Origin of the sequence: Agromyces mariniharenae (assembly GCF_008122505.1) — a bacterium.
GTDB lineage: Bacteria > Actinomycetota > Actinomycetes > Actinomycetales > Microbacteriaceae > Agromyces > Agromyces mariniharenae.
The window spans coordinates 2,673,076-2,691,542 of the sequence record NZ_VSSB01000001.1; the positions used below are offsets into that span (position 1 = coordinate 2,673,076).

The following is an 18,467-nucleotide window of genomic DNA, read 5'->3' on the forward strand; positions in this document are numbered from 1 at the left end:
TCGACCGAGGTCGACGTGCGGCGGGTGGAATCCGTGTCTGCACCGCCGCACCGTCAGAACCGTGCGTTCGTCTCAGGTGATCGCGGGGGCCTTGGTCCGCCCGTCATGCAGCTCGAGCACCCGGTCGGCGCGGCGCACGAGCGCCGCGTCGTGGGTGGTCACGACGGCCGCCACGCCGCGTGCGTGCACGAGCTCGCCGATGAGGTCCATGACGGTCGCGGCCGTACCGCTGTCGAGCTGGCCCGTCGGCTCGTCGGCGAGCAGCAGCTGCGGGCGGGCCGCCAGCGCCCGGGCGATGCCGACGCGCTGCTGCTGTCCGCCCGAGAGCTCGTAGGGGCGCTGGGCCGCGTGCCCGCCGAGGCCGACGAGCTCGAGCGACTCGGTGACGCGCGCGTCGCGCTCGGCCGGCGGCATCCGCTGGAGCCGGAGCGGCACCTCGACGTTCTCGGCCGCCGACAGCACGGGGATGAGCCCGAACGACTGGAAGACGTAGCCCAGGCGGTCGCGACGCACCGCGGCCAGCTCGTCCTCGCCCAGTGCCGACAGCTCGTCGTCGCCCAGGAACACGCGGCCCGCGGTCGGCCGGTCGAGGCCGCCGAGCAGGTTGAGGAGCGTGGTCTTGCCCGCGCCCGACGGGCCGGTCACGACGAGGAGCTCGCCGGGGCGCACCTCGAGCGAGACGTCCTGCACGGCGGGCACCGCCTCGCCGGCCGTCTCGAAGACGCGGCTCACCGCTTCGGCGCGCAGGGTGGTCATCGGTCCTCCTCGGGTGCGCTGTCGGGGGCGTCGTCGGATGCCGGGGCGGCATGGCGGCCGCGGTGCGGCGGTGCCGGGTCGGGCGCGGATGCCGCGGGCGGCATGTCAGCGGAGCTCTCGCGTCGCGACGGGACATCCGCCCCCTCGTGGCCCGGCCACACGCCCACGTGATCGGGCTCGAGCGCGAGCCGCACCCGATCGCGGAGCGCGAGGTCCTGCACGAACTCGTGGGGGAGTTGCAGGCGACCGACCCGGTCGAGCACCGCGAACTCCTCCGCGACGTGCTGCTCGGCGCCGTGCTCGTCGACGCGCGTCGAGCGGAGCACCTCGGTGGACGTGCGGCCGTCGCGGATCTGCACCGTGCGGCGCACGTGGCCCGAGACCGTCGGATCGTGGGTCACGATGAGCGTCGTCACGCCGAGCTCCTCGTTGACGCCGCGCATGGCCTCGAGCACCGACGCCGAGGTGGTCTCGTCGAGCTCGCCGGTCGGCTCGTCGGCGAGCAGCACGAGGGGCGCGTTCGCGAGGGCGACCGCGATGGCGACGCGCTGCTGCTGCCCGCCCGACAGCTCACCGGGACGCCGATCGCGCGCCTCGCCCACCCCGGTCAGCTCGAGCAGCTCGTCGACCCGCTGTGCCCGCTCCGCACCGCGGCGCGTGCGCGCGACGTTCATCGCGAGGGCGATGTTCTCGCCGGCCGTGAGGTAGGGCAGGAGGTTCCGCGAGGTCTGCTGCCACACGAACCCGACGGTGCGTCGCTGGTAGGCCACGCGTTCGCGCGAATTCATGGTGAGCAGGTCGTGGCCCGCGACGCGGGCGACACCGGCCGTGGCGGTGTCGAGCCCCGACAGGATGGTGAGCAGCGTCGACTTGCCCGAGCCCGACGCGCCGACGACGGCGACCATCTCGCCCTGGTCGACGCGGAGGTTGAGGCCCTGCAGCGCCTGCACCTCGACCCCGTCGGCGGTGAAGATCCGCACGAGGTCGGTGCACAGGATGTGCGGTTCCGTCGTCTCGGCCACGCCGATCATCCTTCCTCCTCCTTGCGCATCGCGCGAGCCGCGTCGACGCGGCTGCCGATGCGCGCGGCGGCCCACGCGGCCGCCACCGATACGAGCATCGAACCCGCGAGCACCGCCGTGATGAGCCACGGGTCGTACGCGATCGCCGGCTGCGCGTCACCGGCCGTGAACGCGCGCAGGTCGACGCCCTGCAGCACGACGACGGGCAGCACGACGCCGAGCGCGGCGCCGACGACGACCGCCACGACCGCCACGGGCCCGACCTCCCAGGCGACGAGCGCCTGTTCGCCGCGGCGCCCGAGGCCGAGCGTCGCGAGCAGCGGCAGCAGCCGGTCGCGGGCGGGTCGCCCCACCACGAGGGTGAGCACGATCGCGAGGGCGGTGAGCAGGCTCGCGAGCACGATCGCGGCGACGAGCCCCACCACCAGGCCCTGCGCGGTGGGCCGGCCCGACAGCTCTGCGGCGAGATCGTCGGGCGTGGTCACGGTCGTGCCCTCGCCCGCGATCGATGCGAGGGCGGCGGTGACCGCGTCGGCGTCGGCCCCGGGCTCGAAGCGCACCAGCACCGTGCGCGGCACGAGCGTGTCGGTGAACGGCTCGGCGTTCGCACGGTCCATGAGCACCCAGTTGGCGCGCGGGGAGTACGCGGTGCGCCCGTCGACCACCCCGAGCGCGCGGAACGACTGGCCGTCGAGCTCGGCCGTGTCGGCCTGCCCGACGAGCTCGTCGACGATGCCCGAGAGGAGCACCGGCACGCCGTCGTCGTCCGTCGCGTCGGCGAGGGCCTCGGGCAGGGGGGTGGCGTCGGCGCGGCCGGCCTGCAGGGCGCGCATCTCGGCGGCGTCCACGACGATGAGGGTCGTCGAGCGCGGCCGGCCGTCGAGCGAGAGGTCCGCGCCGCGCGTCGAGTACACCGGGGCGATCGCCTCCACCCCGGGCACGGCGCGGAACTCGTCGAGCTGCGCGAGCGTCAGCGGCATGCCCGACACCGCGGCATCCGCCCCGACCTGCCGGTCGGCGGCCCGATCGACGCCGGACTGCACCGTGCCGAGCAGCACGGCCGAGAACACGGCGACCGAGACGCCGACGACGACCGCGAGCACCGGCACGAGGCCCGCGCTCGGGTCGCGCAGCGCCCGCGCCGAGCCGAGGAACGGCACGAGGCCCGACCGGGCGCCGGTGGCGCGGACCAGGCGAGCGAGCGGCAGCGGATAGAGGCGGAGCACCACGATGCAGGCGACGAGCGCGAGCAGCAGCGGCACCGCCGCGAGGAGCGGGTCCACGCCGGTCTCAGCTGCGGACGTCGAGAGACCGCGCCGCAGGAGCAGCACGACGGCCGCCGCCGCGAGCAGCACCACGACGAGCTCGACGATCCACCGGAACCGGCCGCCGCGGGCGCCGCCGAGATCGGCACGGGCGCGCCGCAGGGGGCTCAGTGCCGGGGCCGACGCGACGAGCAGGATCGCGGGGGTCACGGCGAACGCGGCGACGAGCAGCCACCCGCCCGGCCCGGCATCGGCGGCGACGGCCAGGGTGCCGGCGATGCCGCCGACCAGGGCCGCGGGCACGCCGATCATGAGCCCCTCGAGGCCGAGGATGCCGCGGAGCTGGCCGGTCGCGGCGCCGCGCGCCGCGGCGAGCTCGAGCCCGGTGCGGCGTCGCTCGAAGACCACCCTGCCGCCGAGCACGAGCACGGCGATCATGACGCCGATCGGACCCGACGCGATGGTCGCGAGCACGGCGTCGCTCGCGGCCGCGGCGGAGGCGGCCTCGCCGAGCGCCTCGCCGAGGCCGCTCAGGAAGCCGACGTCGCCGACCGTCGCGACGAAGCCGGTGAAGTCGCCGGAGCCGAGGTTGTGCACGGCGCTCGAGAACTCGCCCAGTCGCCCGCGCAGCTCGGGGGTCTCACCGGCGACGATCCGGCCGGTCTCGACGGGGATCCACGCCTGCATGATCGTCGGCAGGCTGACCTCCGCGAACGCGGGCCACGAGCCCGGATCGACGAAGACGACGCCCGTGATGATCGGCGGGGCGAGCCCGTTGTCGACGACCGACGGCGTCAGTGCGCTGGCCACGTGGGTCCAGATGCCCGCGTCGGCATCGACGGGCGCGGCGGTGCCGACGAGCCGGATGGGCTGGTCGAGCGTGCCCTGGCCGAACGTGCGCACCTCGCCGAGCTCCCAGTCCATGCGGTCGGCGACGGCGTCGATGACCACGACGTCGAGGGGCGTCGCACCGTCGAGTCCGCCCTCGACGGGGGTGGGCCAGTCGCCCGACGTGAGCTCGACGTGCTCGCGCAGGCGCGGGTCGAATCCGGGCATCACCCGGTACTCGGGCGAGCTCGGCGAGGCGCCGGGCACTCGGGCCCGAACCGGCCCAATGGTGAGTGCGGCGAGCGGCTCGCCCGTGATGCCGTGCAGCGGCTCGGGCAGTCGGTCGCGGATGCCGCGGAGGAGGTCCTCCTGGTGCCCCCAGACCGCGTCGACGTCGTCGGCGAGCGTCGTGCTCCCGGTCGACGGGCCGGCGTCGGGGTGCGCCCGCGTCTCGGTGGTGAGGTCGAGCTCGTTCGCCGGGAACTGCGCGAGGTGCTCGGCGAGGGCCGCGTCGTGCAGCGCGGCGACGGCCCGCGGCACGGCGGTGGCGAGGAACGCCCCGACGAGCACGAGCACGGCCAGGGCGATCGAGGCGCCGGGTCCGGCGAGGAACTGCCGGCGGAGCAGGCCGGGCGTCGACAGGTGCGAACGGTGCCCGCTCATCGCTCCTCCTCCCGCAGGCCCGGCTGCCCGGCCACGCGTCGCACGGATGCCGCGGCGCCCGCGCCGATCGCGGCCGCGAGCCCGAGGAACGCGGCGAGCGCGACGGCCCACGGCAGCCAGTCGACCTGCGCCGGGACGGGCAGCGCAGCCGGTGCGCCGGCGACGGACGCCCGGGCGAGCTCGCGCGCGGTCACGAGGGCCGTGGCGGCACCGACGAGGACGCCCACCGCGCTCGCGGCGAGCACCGCGGCGGCGAGCTCGGCGAAGCGGGCGCGCGCCTGCACCCGGGCGGGCACGCCCACGACGCGCAGCACCACGACCTCGCCGAAGCGGGCGCGACCGAGGGCGGCGACGAGCGCGACGACGGCCACGAGGGCGAACAGCAGCGCGCCGACGGCCCCGACCCACAGGGCGGCGAGGGCGGTCGCGATGAACGGCGACGACGAGGCATCCGCCGCCGTGCGCGTGGTGAGCGCCGCCGTGCGGTCATGCTCGATCGTCGCGGCGACCCGGTCGGGCTCCGTCGTCGCGAGCCAGCGCTCGGTGGAGGCGGGCACGCCCGCGCCGGCGTCGAACGCGGCTCGGGACAGCGCGCCGAGATCGGCGAGGATGGCGGCGTCGCCCGCGCCGGGGACCGTGTCGGCGACGCCGGCCACGACGGCGTCGACGTCGGCGCCGCCCGTGAGCAGACGGAAGGCGAGGGGGTCGCCCGGCCCGGCCTGGATCTCCTCGGCGAGGGCGGCGCCGAGGAGGACGGGGAGCGGATCGGTGGATCCGGCTGCAGTCGGGAGCCGGCCGCTCGGACGGGTCGAGGAGAGCTCGATCGTGCCGTCCACCGCGAGGTCGTCCCCGGTCCGGGCGTCATCGCCGCCGACGGCCGTGACCTCGTCGATCGCCACGGGAACCTCGTCGGCATCCTGCGCCCCCGACAGCGACGCCGCGAAGCCCAGCAGGTGCAGGCCCGGTGCATCGGGCAGCTCCGCCTCGGCCGTGCCGCCGCCGTCGGCGACCGCGAACTCGCCGGCCGGCAGCCGGCGCGCGTCCCCGCCGGCGCCGAGGACCCAGGCCGTCACCGCCACCGAGCCGGGCGTGCCGGCGGGCGCGTCGATGACCACGCGCGCGGTCACGGACTCGGCGCCGTCGGGAAGCGCAGGTGCGGCGGACTCGCCCGAGGTGATGAGCCGCTCGACGGCATCGCCGGCGGGACGGTCGCCGTCGATCCCGTCGGCCTCCGCCGACCACGCCGCCACGGGCAGCGCGAGGATCGTCGCCGGCTCCGAGCCGATCCGGGCCTCGCCGCGGGCCACCGGCACGCTGTCGGCGACGCCCTCGACGTCGGCGAACGGATCGACGAGCGCGAGCGGGTCGTCGCCGCGCACGACATCGCGTCCGGCGAGGACCACGCGCACGTCTCCGCCGGTCTCGACGGCCGATGCCGCCCGGTCGAACGCCTGCCAGCTCCCCGCGAACACCGCCGCGAGCGTGATCCCGGCGACGCCGAGCATCGCCACGAGCGACGCCGACGAGTACGACGCCGCGCGCCGGGCCAGCTGGCGCATCGGCAGCGCGGGCACGAGGCCGGGCGGTCGCGCGCCGACACGCTCGAGCAGCAGGCCGATCGGGCGCGTGAGCAGCTGCGCGGCGAGGCACAGGGCCACGAGCACGAGCACGGGCGCGAGCACGGCGAGCGGGTCGACCTCGACCGTGCCCGCCGCGCTCCGCACGAGCGGCGAGCCGTAGAGGCGGAACTGCCACAGCGCCACGGCCGCGGCGACCGCGAGCAGCACGGCGCCGCCCGCGGCGGCGAGGCGCGGCATCCGCCCGACCTCGTCGCCCGAGCCGCGCACGACCGGGCGGGTCGCGTCCCGCCAGGCCCGGCCCGCCGCGAGCAGCACGGCGCCGACGACCGCCACGGATGCCGCGACGACCGCGAGCGGCCAGGCGCGGGCCTCCCCGGGGCGCAGCACCGCGAGCACGGCCTCTGCCGCGATCGCGCCGACCGCCGCCGCCGGGATGCCGACGGCGAGGACCTCGATCGCCGTGTCGCGCGCGAGCCGGGTCGCCGAGGCGCCGCGGGCGCGCAGCAGCACGGTCTCGCCGCGGCGCGACGACGCGAGCAGCGCGGCGAGCCGGTCGAGCGCGGCGAATCCGGCGAACGCGAGCAGGAGCAGTGGGAGCGGGGCGATCGCGCGCACGGCGCCGAGCCCCGCGAGCAGGCGGTCGAGGGTCGCACCCAGGCCGCCGAGGGCGGCGAGTCCGTCGGTGCCGACCGCCTCGTCCGCCCGCAACGCCGGCTCCACGTTCGGGAGGGCCGAGCGCAGCGCCGTGGCGGCGTCGGGCGTCAGCTCGTCGGCGTCGACGGTCGCCGTCCAGCGAACGATCGTGGCGGCCGGAAGGTCGTCCATCGCGTCGTCGCCGACGAGGAACGGGCCGGCGCCGCCCTCGACGGCACCCGTGGCGACGATCGGCTCGCCGAACCAGGCGGGCTCGGTGGGATCGGTCGGCGACCACGTGCCGACGACGAGCAGCCGTCGCGCACCGTCGCCGTCCTCCAGCTCGATCACGTCGCCGTCGGCGAGGTCGAGCGCGGCGGCCGCGGCGGCGTGCAGCGCCGTGGGCAGCGCGTCGGCGTCGGCCGCGGCCGAGATCGCGTCGTCGGCCTCGGGCCACGATCCGCTCTCGAGCACGGCCCGGCCGGGCACGCCCGCGTCGGCGAGCAGCACGGCGCCGAACGTGGTGCCGTCGTCGGCGACGGCGTCGACGGGCGCGGTCTCGACGGTGCGGGTCCACGCGGCGCCGTGCGGCATGATCATGCGGTCGAGCGCGGATGCCGCGGCATCCGCCTGCGCGTCGGCGTCGCGTGCGATGCGGATCTGCCAGCGCGCGGCGGCGTCGATGCCCGTGGTCGACGCGACCTCCGCACGCAGGCCCGAGGTCGACGCGCCCGCGAGCGCGTCGGCGACGCCCGTGCCGAGGCCGGCGAGGAGGAGCACGACGGCCGCGACCGATCCGAGCACGCCCGCGCGCGCCGCGGCGCGCGCGAACGCGATGCGCAGTGCTCCCACGGGGTCTCCTCGAGACGTCGGTCCGGTCGCGCGAGAGCGTGGTGTAGGGCACCGCCGCGCGCGTCGACGAATTCGCACAGCGTACCCCGCAGATCGGTCTTGCATGCGACTGTCGAATCCCCATAGGCTGTAGGGCTGGCCTGCGCGAGAAATCGCCGGCCGCGAGGTTCGACGACGACGACGCAGGAGGACACCATGACGACAGACAGCTACGCCCGCACGGTCGCGGTCGGCGGCGCTGCCCGTCCGGCGTTCCTCGTGCACGAGGGCATCTCCGGGTAGCTCCGCTCCCAGCCCCGCAGGCGCAGCCTGCACGATCCGCGGCATCCGCCCGCGCCCTGACGCGCCCACTCTCGCGTCGCTCGATCCAGCACGCCGCTCGGCGTCCCACGAGGACCCCAGCTGCGCCTTCCGGAAGGAACCGGCTTGTCAGCCACCCCGCTCCACCACGACCCCTCCGTCGCCCGCGTCGGCACCGTGCGCGCGCTGTACCGGCTGCGCACGTACATCGGCCCCGCGATGGTCGCGATCGTCGCCAGCATGGCGGCCTACCTCGTCGCGCAGCTCATCGCGCTCGCCATCCCGCAGGTGCTCGAGTCGATCGTCGACGGCCCGCTGGCCGACGGCGACCGCGCCGCGGTCGTGCCGCTGTCGCTGCTCGTGCTCGCCCTCGGCGTCGGCGAGGCGGCGATGTTCGCGCTGCGCCGGTGGCTGGTGCTCACGCCGACCACCCGGGTCGAGGCGCGCATGCGCAACGCGCTCTACGCCAAGCTCCAGGACCTGCCCGTGAGCTTCCACGACCGCTGGCCGAGCGGGCAGCTGCTCTCGCGCGCCGTGAGCGACCTCGGGCTCATCCGCCGCTGGCTCGCCTTCGGGCTCGTGCTGCTCGTCGGCAACCTGCTCGTGCTCATCGTGGGCGCGATCGTGCTCATCTCGATGAACTGGGTGCTCGGGCTCGTCTTCCTCGCCTGCTCGGTCCCGCTGTGGATCGTCGGCTACCGCTTCGAGGGCCGCTACTCAGAGGTGTCGCGGCGCAGCCAGGACCAGTCGGGCGACCTCGCCACGGCGGTCGAGGAGTCGGTGCACGGCATCCGCGTGCTGAAGGCGTTCGGGCGCGGCAAGCACGCGCTCAGCTCGTTCCGCGCGCAGGCCGAGCAGCTGCGCTCGACCGAGATGGAGAAGGCGCGCCTCGACGCGAACATCTGGGTGTGGATCCTCATCGTGCCGACGGTCGCGCTCGCGATCTGCCTCGTGCTCGGGGTGTGGCTCGCGTCGCAGGCGCAGCTCTCGATGGGCCAGCTCGTCGCGTTCTTCGCCACCGCGGCGGTGCTGGCGTGGCCGATCGAGTCGATCGGCTTCCTGCTCGCGTTCTCGCTGGACGCGCGCACCGCGACCGACCGGTTCTTCGACATCATGGACAGCGAGAACGACGTGACCGACCCGGCGCGTCCGGTGTCGGTCGAGCGTCCGCGCGGCGAGCTCGCGTTCGACGACGTGCACTTCCGCTACCAGGACTCGCCCGAGCGCTTCGGCGACCTGCTCGACGGCGTGGACCTCGTGCTGCAGCCGGGCGAGACCATGGCGCTCGTCGGCCTCACGGGCAGCGGCAAGACCACCATGACGGCGCTCACGACGCGACTCTACGACGTCACGTCGGGTTCGGTCACGCTCGACGGCGTCGACGTGCGCGCGCTCACGCGCGAGGAGCTCCGCCGGCACATCGCGATGGCGTTCGAGGACGCGACCCTGTTCTCGGCGTCGGTGCGCGAGAACGTGCTGCTCGGCCGCCCCGAGCTCGCGGGCGACGACCCGGCCACCCGCGCCGAGGCGCAGCGCGTCCTCGACGAGGCGCTGCGCATCGCGCAGGCCGGCTTCGCGTACGACCTGCCCGACGGCGTGGAGACGAAGGTCGGGGAGGAGGGCATGAGCCTCTCGGGCGGCCAGCGGCAGCGCCTCGCGCTCGCACGCGCGGTGGCGGCGAAGCCGGCGGTGCTCGTGCTCGACGACCCGCTGTCGGCGCTCGATGTCACGACCGAGGCGAAGGTGGAGGCGGAGCTGCGCAGCGTGCTCGCCGACACGACCGCGCTCATCGTCGCGCATCGCCCGTCGACGGTCATGCTCGCCGACCGGGTGGCGCTCCTCGAGGAGGGCCGCATCACCGCGGTCGGCACGCACTCGGAGCTCCTGCGGGAGTCGGAGCACTACCGCTTCGTCATCTCGAGCCTCGAGGACGAGGAGCGTCGCGCCAAGGCGGAGGCATCCGACCTGATCGACGACGAAGAGCTGTCGGAGACGGCCGCGTCGGCCGGGACCCGACCACCCGAAGAGACCGTACGAGAGGAGGCGATCCGATGAGCACCGTGACCGGCGTGCAGGGCGAGGAGCGCCACGAGTACACGAAGGCCGAGTCGCGCCAGATCCGGGCGCGCAGCCTGCGCCTGCTCGGATCGCTGCTGAACCCGCTGCGTGCGCAGCTGTGGGCCACGATGGCGATCATCGTGGTCTCGACCGCGGCGCAGGTCGCGGGCCCGGCGATCATCGCGTACGGCATCGACCAGGGCCTGCCTGCGCTCATGCAGCAGGACTGGATGCCGGTGAGCCTCGCCGGCCTGGCGTACCTCGTGACGGGCGCCGTCGGCGCGTTCCTCATCGCGTGGTACATCCGCCTGTCGGCGCGCATCAGCCAGGCCGTGCTCATCGACCTGCGCACGCGCGTGTTCCTGCACACGCAGAAGCTCTCGCTCGAGTTCCACGAGTCGTACACGTCGGGTCGCATCATCTCGCGGCAGACGAGCGACCTCGACGCGATCCGGGAGCTGCTCGACGAGGGCATCAACCAGCTCGTGCGCGGCGTGCTCTACATGGTGTTCACCGCGATCGCGCTCGTGTGGCTGGACTGGGTCTCGGGCCTCGTGCTCGTGGCGACGCTCCTGCCGCTCGCGCTGCTCACGCGATGGTTCCAACTGCGCTCGCAGAAGCTGTTCCGTCGCTCGCGCGTTGCGAGCGCCAGGCTCATCGTGCAGTTCGTCGAGACGATGACGGGCATCCGCGCGGTGCAGGCGTTCCGCAAGGAGCGTCGCAACGAGGAGGAGTTCGGCGACCTCGTCGAGGACTACCGCGACGTGAACGCGCGGGTGCTCGGCCTGTTCGCGATCTACAACCCGTCGCTCGCGCTCATCGGCAACATCGCGGTCGCGGCCGTGCTGCTCATCGGCGGCTTCCGCGTCGTCGACGGGGCCCTCGAGGTCGGCGTGCTGCTCGCAGCGGTGCTCTACACGAAGCGCTTCTTCGACCCGATGGAGGAGCTGGCGATGTTCTACAACTCCTACCAGTCGGCGGCCTCCGCCCTCGAGAAGATCTCGGGCGTGCTGGAGGAGCAGCCGAGCGTGCCCGATCCGACGCATCCGGTCGACCTCTGGACGGCCGACGGCGCGGTGCGGTTCGAGCGCGTCGAGTTCGCGTACACGGCCGACCGCGTCGTGCTGCCCCGATTCGACCTCGAGATCCCGGCCGGGCAGACGGTCGCGCTCGTGGGGTCGACCGGCGCCGGCAAGTCGACGCTCGCGAAGCTCATCGCGCGGTTCTACGACCCGAGCGACGGCGTCGTGGAGCTCGACGGCGTCGACCTGCGGCGGATGCACCCGAAGGACCTGCGCCGCGCGATCGTCATGGTGACGCAGGAGGCGTACCTGTTCTCGGGTTCGGTCGCCGACAACATCGCCCTCGGGCGGCCCGACGCGTCGTTCGACGAGATCGTGGCCGCGGCGAAGGCCGTGGGCGCGCACCAGTTCATCGAGTCGCTGCCGAACGGCTACGACACCGACGTGAACAAGCGGGGCGGACGCGTGAGCGCGGGTCAGCGGCAGCTCATCTCGTTCGCGCGAGCGTTCCTCGCGAACCCGGCGGTGCTGATCCTCGACGAGGCGACCTCCTCGCTCGACATCCCGAGCGAGCGCCTCGTGCAGGAGGGCCTGCAGTCGCTGCTCGCCGACCGCACGGCCGTCATCATCGCGCACCGCCTCTCGACGGTCGCGATCGCCGACCGCGTGCTCGTCATGGAGCACGGCCGCATCGTCGAGGACGGCGCACCCTCCGACCTCATCGGCGGCGAGGGCCGGTTCGCGGCGCTGCACGCGGCCTGGCGCGACTCGCTCGTCTAGGGGGCGAGGCGAGCGGGGCGGATGCCGCGGGCACGGGCCCGCGGCATCCGCTCACGTCATGCGGTGCACACGGGTCCGCGGCATCCGCTCACGTCATGCAGTGCGCACGGATTCGCGGCATCCGCTCACACGGGGACGTCACGCCGCCACGACGACGGCGGGCCCGACGCCGGTGACGCCCGAGGCGGGAACCACCGTGTAGGCGCCCATCATGGGGCTGAGCAGCAGGTCGCCCTCGTGCAGCGTCGGCAACGGCATGGCCCTGGCGATGACGTCGACGTGGTCGCAGGCCGGCCCGGCGAGCGTGACCGGACGGTGCCGGCGGGCCCGCAGCCGTCGCTCGACGCGCGCACGCTCGGGCTCGCGCACGGGCTGGGCATCGAGCTCGGCGGCGGCGAAGACGAGCGGATGCGCCTGCTCCGAGGGGAGGTTCGAGTACGCGTCGGAGACGCCGTCGTCGAGGTAGGCCCAGTCGCCGTCGGGCCGCTCGGTCGTGCCTACGACCCGCGTCACGAGCGTGATCGCGGGTGCCGAGACGAACCGCCCCGGCTCGACGAGGATGCGGTAGCGCGACGGCGCGGCCGCCAGGGCCGAGCGGATGCCGCGTGCGAGCTCGGCGAAGGCCGGGACGCGCTCGTCGTAGGCGATCGGGAACCCGCCGCCGATGTCGAGCGTGTCGAACCGGATGCCGTGCTCGTGCTCGAGCCGTCGCATCAGCACCAGCGTGCGGTGGATGGCGCGCATCCATGGCTCCGCCGAGACGGTCTGGCTGCCGACGTGGAACGTGAATCCGGCGATGCGCAGGCCCGCGCGGAGGCAGTGCGCGATGAGCGCGTCGGCCTCCTCGGGCGGGACGCCGAACTCCGACGTGTCGCGGTCGGCGGCCGGATCGGGGAACGAGAGCCGCAACAGCACGGCGACGCCGGGAAGCCAGCGGAACTTGTCGATCTCCGAGTGGCGGTCGACGACGAACGTGCGGATTCCGCGCAGGTACGCGCCCGTGATGTCGGCCACCGACTTCACGGGGTTGCTGTGGACGCACCGGCCGATCGCGACGCCCTCGCGCTCGAGGAGGTCGATCTCGCCGCGCGACTCGACCTCGAAGGTCGCGCCGAACGCGTCGACAGCGCGGATGACGGCGGGATGGGGGAGCGACGTCGTCGCGAAGTGGATCTCCACGTCGGGCAGCTCGCGGCGGAGCGCGAGCAGCTGCGTCGTCACGCGGTCGACGTCGAGCACGAACAGGGGGCTGCCGTGCTCGCGCACGAGATCGGTCACGTGCAGGCGGGCGGCGTCGGCGGCGAGCTGCCGCCGCACCTCCTCGCGGTGCGGCGGCTGCTCCGGCAGCATCGCATCCCGGTCGGTCTTGGTGATGCGGACGGCACGCCCGGCGATGCGCCGGGTCCGTTCCGCGATCGTGGTGGTCATCGCAGTGCCCCTTCACGGTGGGGTTCGGAGACGGGATCGTCTGCGGATGCCCCGGGCGAGCGGAGTGCGTCGCGGAGGCCCTGCTCCTGCAGCCGATCGATCGTGGACATGCCTCGATGGTCCTCGCGGGTCGAAGCGGCCGGATCCGGGCGGTCACCCCGATCGCATGCACGCTGCCACTGAACGTTCGGACGGGTATGCCCGGAGTCGGCCGCGCGGTGCGGAAATGCGCGGATCCACCCCCAGAACTGGGTCGGACCGGGGACCGGACGGACGCGATACAGTCGGCACAGGTGGGCGGCGTCCCCCGAACGGTCGCCCCTGCCTTCGGACGGAGGTGCGATGAACGACGCTCGACCCCTGCGCGTCGCGATCGCGGACGACGCGCTGCTGCTGCGCGAGGGTATCGCGAAGGTCCTGGAAGGTGGTGGCATCGAGGTCGTGGCCTCGGTGGGCACCGGCGACGAACTGCTCGAGGTGGTGGGCGAGGGCGACGTCGACGTCGCCGTGCTCGACATCCGGATGCCGCCGAGCTACCGCGACGAGGGCATCGTCGCCCTCGAGCAGATCCGCGAGAGCGGATCGACGATCGGCGTGCTGCTGCTCTCGATGTACGCGACGCCCGAGTACGCGTTGCGCGTCATGGGCGCCGGCAGCGGCACGGGCTACCTGCTGAAGGAGCGCGTCTCCGAGCCGCAGACGCTCGTGCGCGCCGTCGAGACGGTCGCGTCGGGCGGCTCCGTGGTCGACCCCGAGGTGGTCGAGCAGCTGGTGAAGCGCACGCGGGCAGACGACCCGCTGTCGCGCCTCACCGAGCGGGAGCGGTCGGTGCTCGAGCTCATGGCGCAGGGCTACTCCAACGGCGGCATCGCCCAGACGCTGTTCCTCGGCCTGAAGACGGTCGAGACGCACGTGCGGAGCATCCTGCAGAAGCTCGACCTCGAGGAGTCGCCCGAGCATCACCGCCGCGTGCTCGCGGTGCTCACGCTCCTCGGCGAACGGTGATGGCCCCCGGCCGCAGAGGCCGGATCGCCAGGCGCACCGCGATCATCGTCGCGGTCATCGTGCTGAGCCTGTTCATGGAGGTGTCCGGGTTCCTGGCCACGCCCGAGGAGTTCCGACCCGAGGTCGCCTACGTGACGATGCACGCGATCGTGCCGCTCGTCTACGCCGCGTGCGCGGGCGTCGCCTGGAGCCTCGGCCCCAACCCCGTGCCGGCGCGGATGATGGTGGCCTTCGTCGCGCTCTGGATCCCGACGACGTTCTTCCAGGTCGTCGAGGGCATCGGCTGGCTCTGGCCGCTCCTGTACGGTGCGCACCTCCTGTGGGCGATCGTCCCGATCCTGCTCCCGGTCGTGTACCCCCGCGGACAGCTCTCCGCACCGATCGATCGATGGCTCGTCGGCATCATCCTGGGCATCTCGGTCGTCTTCTTCCTCGGGGCGGTGCTGCTCGTCGGCGAGCCCGCCGACCCCACGTTCTGCGCCTGCGTGCCCAACCCCTACCAGGTCGCCGATGCCCCGGGCATCTTCGCCCTGATCGACAACGGATACCGCATGATCGGGGCGGCCGTCGCGCTCGTCATCGCCGCCCGCCTGCTCGTGGGCTGGGTGCGCGGCAGCATCCCGGCGCGCGCCGTCGCGTTCCTCATGCCGGTCGCCCTCTTCGCCTGGACGGCGACCCTTGCGGCCCTGGTCGTGACGTACGCCGCGGAGACGAACGCCGACAAGGTGCTCATCACGGTCTCCCTCGTGGCGCTCGCCTCCATCCCGGTGAGCTTCGTCGCGGGCGTGGCGCACACGCGCAACATGCGCGCCCGCGTCGCCGACCTCATGCGCATCACGCGCGAGGGCGCCGACCGCGGCCTGTGGGCCGAGTCGCTCGCCCGCACCCTGCGCGACGCGTCGGTGCGCGTGTACTGGTGGGACGAGGAGAAGGGCCGGTACGCGGATGCCGCGGGCACGCCCATCGAGGACGCCGACGCGGATCCCCGGGGCAGCCACAGCATCCTCCCCGTCGCGTCGCCGCTCGGCGCCCCGATCGCGCTCATCCGGCACGACCGCGTGCTCACCGACAACGCGCGCCTGCTCGACGGCGTGTCGAGCGCCCTCCGGCTCTCGGTCGACAACGGGCGGCTGCGATCCGAGATCGAGCGCACGCTCGAGCAGGTCCGCCAGTCCCGCCAGCGCATCGTCGAGGCGGGCGTCGAGGCGCGGCGACGCATCGAGCGCGACCTGCACGACGGCGCGCAGCAGCACCTCGTGTCGCTCGGCATGCGCCTGCGGCTCGCGGCGAACGAAGCGCGCGACACCGACGAGGTGCAGCTCGCGACCGAGCTCGAGGGCACCATCCAGATGCTCAACATGGCGCTGCGCGAGCTCCGCGAGCTCGCCCACGGCATCCACCCGAGCCTGCTCTCATCGGGCGGACTCTCGCTCGCGGTGCCCGAGCTCGCCGGTCGCTGCCCGGTCCCCGTCGAGGTCGACGTGCAGGCCGAGGGCCGGCTGCCCGAGCTCATCGAGTCGACCGCCTACTTCGTGCTCTCGGAGGCGCTCGCGAACGTGGCGAAGCACTCCGGCGCCAGCCGGGCGTGGGTGCGCGCCTACGTCGAGGACGGGGACCTCGAGCTCGTCGTGCGCGACAACGGCACCGGCGGGGCGTCGCTCGACAAGGGCACGGGCATGCTCGGCGTCGCCGACCGCGTCGACGCCGTCGGCGGCACGCTCGAGGTCGACAGCCCGTCCGGCGCGGGCACGACCCTCACGGTGCGGATCCCGCTCGACGGGCAGCTCGCGGAAGCCTGACGCGTGGCGGCCCGGCGCGTGGCGCCCCGGGTCAGGGCCGCCAGCGGCACGCGGCGATGACGATGCGGTAGCCGTCCTCGTCGGTCGTCGCGACGAGCGGCGTGCCCTCGGCGTCGTAGTGCGGCCGCGCCGAGGCGGCGTGGCCCGACGGCGGACGCCCGCCCGCGCGCACGACACGCCACCACGGGGCATCCGAGCCGTACCTGGCCATGACCTGGCCGACGGCGCGCGCGCCGCGCGATCCGAGGATCGCGGCGACGTCGCCGTACGTGGCGACGCAGCCCGGCGGGATGTCGTCGACGACGGCGAGCACGGCCTCGACGAAGCCCGCCGGGGGCTCGGGAGCACGACGTGCGGCGGCGGCCTGCGGCATCCGTTCGCCCTGCGGCATCCGCCGGCTCAGAGCTCGAGGGCGCCGATCACGTCGCCGTACTGCGTCTCGCCGACGTCCTGGAAGCCGATCCGGTGGAAGAACTCGCCGGGGCCCTCGGCGCCCGGCTCCCACAGCACCGTGATGCGGTCGAAGCCGCGACGCTTCGCCTCCTCGGCGAGGGCGTGCGCGAGGAAGCGGCCGACGCCCTTGCCCTGCACCTCCGCGTCGACGTTGATGCGCCAGATGCAAGCGCGGAACTCCTCGTGGACGTTCTCGGGGTCGAAGTTGCCGTGGATGAATCCGACGACGCGCTCCTCGGAGAGGGCGACGCGCTGCCAGGCGGTGTCGGGGTTCACGACCGAGGCCTCGGCGGCGTAGGTGACGGGAGCGATGAACTGCTCCTGCCCGGGCTTCAGCGACAGGTTGTTCGCGGCCACGATGTTCGTCGCGTTCAGTTCTTCGAGTCGCAGATCAGCCATGCCGCTAAGGCTAACCCGTGGCGGCCCGCGTCAGGAAGCAGCCGTCGGATCGACGTGCCGGACAGGGCGGCGCCGGGCCGGCTGCGAGCCCCAAGTTGTCTCGATGTCGAGATATTCGCGCGACGCGGTAAGCTGGCAGGCGGCGTGTCCGCCCACGAGACTTCCTCATTCCCCACGAGAGATCCAAGGAGAACTCAACTTGTCCAAGATCAAGGTTGAAGGCACCGTCGTCGAGCTCGACGGCGACGAGATGACCCGCATCATCTGGCAGGCCATCAAGGACCAGCTCATCCACCCGTACCTCGACGTGAACCTCGAGTACTACGACCTCTCGATCCAGAAGCGCGACGAGACCGACGACCAGATCACGGTCGACGCGGCGCACGCCATCCAGAAGCACGGCGTCGGCGTCAAGTGCGCCACCATCACGCCCGACGAGGCGCGCGTCGAGGAGTTCGGCCTCAAGAAGATGTGGCGCTCGCCCAACGGCACCATCCGCAACATCCTCGGCGGCGTGATCTTCCGCGAGCCGATCATCATCTCGAACATCCCGCGGCTCGTGCCCGGCTGGAACAAGCCGATCATCGTCGGCCGTCACGCCTTCGGCGACCAGTACCGCGCCACCGACTTCCGCTTCGAGGGCGAGGGCACGCTCACGATGACCTTCACCCCGAAGGACGGCTCGGAGCCGCAGTCGTTCGAGGTCTTCCAGTCCCCGGGGTCGGGCGTCGCGATGGGCATGTACAACCTCGACGAGTCCATCAAGGACTTCGCCCGCGCCTCGCTGAACTACGGCCTCGACCGCAACTACCCGGTGTACCTCTCGACGAAGAACACGATCCTGAAGGCCTACGACGGCCGGTTCAAGGACCTGTTCCAGGAGGTCTTCGACACCGAGTTCAAGGAGAAGTTCGACGCCGCGGGCCTCACCTACGAGCACCGCCTCATCGACGACATGGTCGCCGCCTCGCTGAAGTGGGAGGGCGGCTACGTCTGGGCGTGCAAGAACTACGACGGCGACGTGCAGTCCGACACCGTCGCGCAGGGCTTCGGCTCGCTCGGCCTCATGACCTCCGTGCTCGCCACGCCCGACGGCAAGGTCGTCGAGGCCGAGGCGGCGCACGGCACGGTCACGCGCCACTACCGCCAGCACCAGCAGGGCAAGCCCACCTCGACGAACCCGATCGCCTCGATCTACGCGTGGACGCGCGGCCTCTCGCACCGCGGCAAGCTCGACGGCAACCAGGAGCTCATCGACTTCTCGCACACCCTCGAGGACGTCGTGATCACGACCGTCGAGTCGGGCGCCATGACGAAGGACCTCGCGCTCCTCGTCGGCCCCGAGCAGCCGTACCAGACGACGGAGGAATTCCTCCAGACGCTGAGCGACAACCTCAAGGCGCGGCTGGCCGCGTAGGTCCGTCTCGCCTCACGGTTCGAAGGGGCCGGATGCCGCGGCATCCGGCCCCTTCGCCGTCTCGCCCGCACCTGCCGCCACGCGTCCTGCTCCGATGCAGGAACTCTCGGGCGTACGACGGCGTGTCGCGCCGGCGACACTCCGCGTCCGCGGTGGTTCTTCCTGCGTTCGGAATGCGGATGCCGCGGCGCCCGCCGGTTGGGTTCC

Annotated in this window: 12 protein-coding genes; 5 read left to right on the top strand and 7 right to left on the bottom strand. The window is 73.5% G+C overall.

Annotation, left to right across the window (positions count from 1 at the left end):
* Window positions 1-72: 72 nt before the first annotated feature.
* The 4 genes from FYC51_RS12395 to FYC51_RS19285 are packed head-to-tail and all read right to left on the bottom strand — an operon-like array spanning window position 73 to window position 7,599.
* On the bottom strand, window positions 73-756 hold the full coding sequence (locus FYC51_RS12395) for an ABC transporter ATP-binding protein (protein ID WP_148733884.1): 684 nt from the start codon (window positions 754-756) through the stop codon (window positions 73-75).
* Window positions 753-1,787 (bottom strand): ABC transporter ATP-binding protein, encoded by a 1,035-nt coding sequence (locus FYC51_RS12400; RefSeq protein ID WP_148733885.1) that lies wholly within the window; start codon window positions 1,785-1,787, stop codon window positions 753-755. The genes FYC51_RS12395 and FYC51_RS12400 overlap by 4 nt, the downstream gene beginning before the upstream one ends.
* On the bottom strand, window positions 1,784-4,534 hold the full coding sequence (locus tag FYC51_RS12405; RefSeq protein ID WP_148733886.1) for an ABC transporter permease: 2,751 nt from the start codon (window positions 4,532-4,534) through the stop codon (window positions 1,784-1,786). The genes FYC51_RS12400 and FYC51_RS12405 overlap by 4 nt, the downstream gene beginning before the upstream one ends.
* The gene (locus FYC51_RS19285) at window positions 4,531-7,599 is read right to left on the bottom strand and encodes a hypothetical protein (protein WP_187432609.1); all 3,069 of its coding nucleotides are present in this window, start codon (window positions 7,597-7,599) and stop codon (window positions 4,531-4,533) included. Before FYC51_RS19285 ends, FYC51_RS12405 begins: the two co-directional genes overlap by 4 nt.
* Window positions 7,600-8,025: 426 nt before the next feature.
* On the opposite strand from FYC51_RS19285, the gene FYC51_RS12415 reads away from it, so the two are divergent.
* Window positions 8,026-9,954 (top strand): ABC transporter ATP-binding protein, encoded by a 1,929-nt coding sequence (locus FYC51_RS12415; RefSeq protein ID WP_420797236.1) that lies wholly within the window; start codon window positions 8,026-8,028, stop codon window positions 9,952-9,954.
* A complete protein-coding gene (locus tag FYC51_RS12420) occupies window positions 9,951-11,759 on the top strand; it encodes an ABC transporter ATP-binding protein (RefSeq protein WP_148733887.1) in 1,809 nt (602 codons plus the stop codon). Before FYC51_RS12415 ends, FYC51_RS12420 begins: the two co-directional genes overlap by 4 nt.
* Before the next feature lie 138 nt (window positions 11,760-11,897).
* On the opposite strand, the gene FYC51_RS12425 is transcribed toward FYC51_RS12420, so the two are convergent.
* Complete coding sequence (locus FYC51_RS12425) at window positions 11,898-13,187, bottom strand: type III PLP-dependent enzyme domain-containing protein (RefSeq protein ID WP_148733888.1); 1,290 nt, start codon at window positions 13,185-13,187, stop codon at window positions 11,898-11,900.
* A 342-nt stretch (window positions 13,188-13,529) separates the two neighbouring features.
* Here FYC51_RS12425 and FYC51_RS12430 point away from each other — a divergent pair, with 342 nt between their 5' ends.
* Together FYC51_RS12430 and FYC51_RS12435 are read left to right on the top strand one after the other, a co-directional pair.
* Window positions 13,530-14,192 (top strand): response regulator transcription factor, encoded by a 663-nt coding sequence (locus tag FYC51_RS12430; RefSeq protein ID WP_148733889.1) that lies wholly within the window; start codon window positions 13,530-13,532, stop codon window positions 14,190-14,192.
* Window positions 14,192-15,991, top strand: coding sequence for a sensor histidine kinase (locus FYC51_RS12435; RefSeq protein WP_148733890.1), 1,800 nt, complete (start codon window positions 14,192-14,194; stop codon window positions 15,989-15,991). The genes FYC51_RS12430 and FYC51_RS12435 overlap by 1 nt, the downstream gene beginning before the upstream one ends.
* A 31-nt stretch (window positions 15,992-16,022) precedes the next feature.
* On the opposite strand, the gene FYC51_RS12440 is transcribed toward FYC51_RS12435, so the two are convergent.
* The gene (locus tag FYC51_RS12440; protein WP_338014702.1) at window positions 16,023-16,382 is read right to left on the bottom strand and encodes an MGMT family protein; all 360 of its coding nucleotides are present in this window, start codon (window positions 16,380-16,382) and stop codon (window positions 16,023-16,025) included.
* A gap of 8 nt (window positions 16,383-16,390) precedes the next feature.
* Window positions 16,391-16,843 carry a GNAT family N-acetyltransferase gene (locus FYC51_RS12445; RefSeq protein ID WP_148733891.1) on the bottom strand — a complete coding sequence of 151 codons (453 nt, stop codon included), beginning with the start codon at window positions 16,841-16,843 and terminating at the stop codon, window positions 16,391-16,393.
* Window positions 16,844-17,042: 199 nt separating this feature from the next.
* Here FYC51_RS12445 and FYC51_RS12450 point away from each other — a divergent pair, with 199 nt between their 5' ends.
* Window positions 17,043-18,260, top strand: coding sequence for an NADP-dependent isocitrate dehydrogenase (locus FYC51_RS12450; RefSeq protein ID WP_148733892.1), 1,218 nt, complete (start codon window positions 17,043-17,045; stop codon window positions 18,258-18,260).
* Window positions 18,261-18,467 lie beyond the last annotated feature (207 nt).

Excerpts from the sequence above, each read along its gene's own strand:
- FYC51_RS12425 (WP_148733888.1), bottom strand. The coding sequence starts at position 13,187 with ATGACCACCACGATCGCGGAACGGACCCGGCGCATCGCCGGGCGTGCC.
- FYC51_RS12405 (WP_148733886.1), bottom strand. The coding sequence starts at position 4,534 with ATGAGCGGGCACCGTTCGCACCTGTCGACGCCCGGCCTGCTCCGCCGG.
- FYC51_RS12430 (WP_148733889.1), top strand. The coding sequence starts at position 13,530 with ATGAACGACGCTCGACCCCTGCGCGTCGCGATCGCGGACGACGCGCTG.
- FYC51_RS12445 (WP_148733891.1), bottom strand. The coding sequence starts at position 16,843 with ATGGCTGATCTGCGACTCGAAGAACTGAACGCGACGAACATCGTGGCC.
- FYC51_RS12435 (WP_148733890.1), top strand. The coding sequence starts at position 14,192 with ATGGCCCCCGGCCGCAGAGGCCGGATCGCCAGGCGCACCGCGATCATC.
- FYC51_RS12420 (WP_148733887.1), top strand. The coding sequence starts at position 9,951 with ATGAGCACCGTGACCGGCGTGCAGGGCGAGGAGCGCCACGAGTACACG.
- FYC51_RS12400 (WP_148733885.1), bottom strand. The coding sequence starts at position 1,787 with ATGATCGGCGTGGCCGAGACGACGGAACCGCACATCCTGTGCACCGAC.
- FYC51_RS12440 (WP_338014702.1), bottom strand. The coding sequence starts at position 16,382 with ATGCCGCAGGGCGAACGGATGCCGCAGGCCGCCGCCGCACGTCGTGCT.
- FYC51_RS12395 (WP_148733884.1), bottom strand. The coding sequence starts at position 756 with ATGACCACCCTGCGCGCCGAAGCGGTGAGCCGCGTCTTCGAGACGGCC.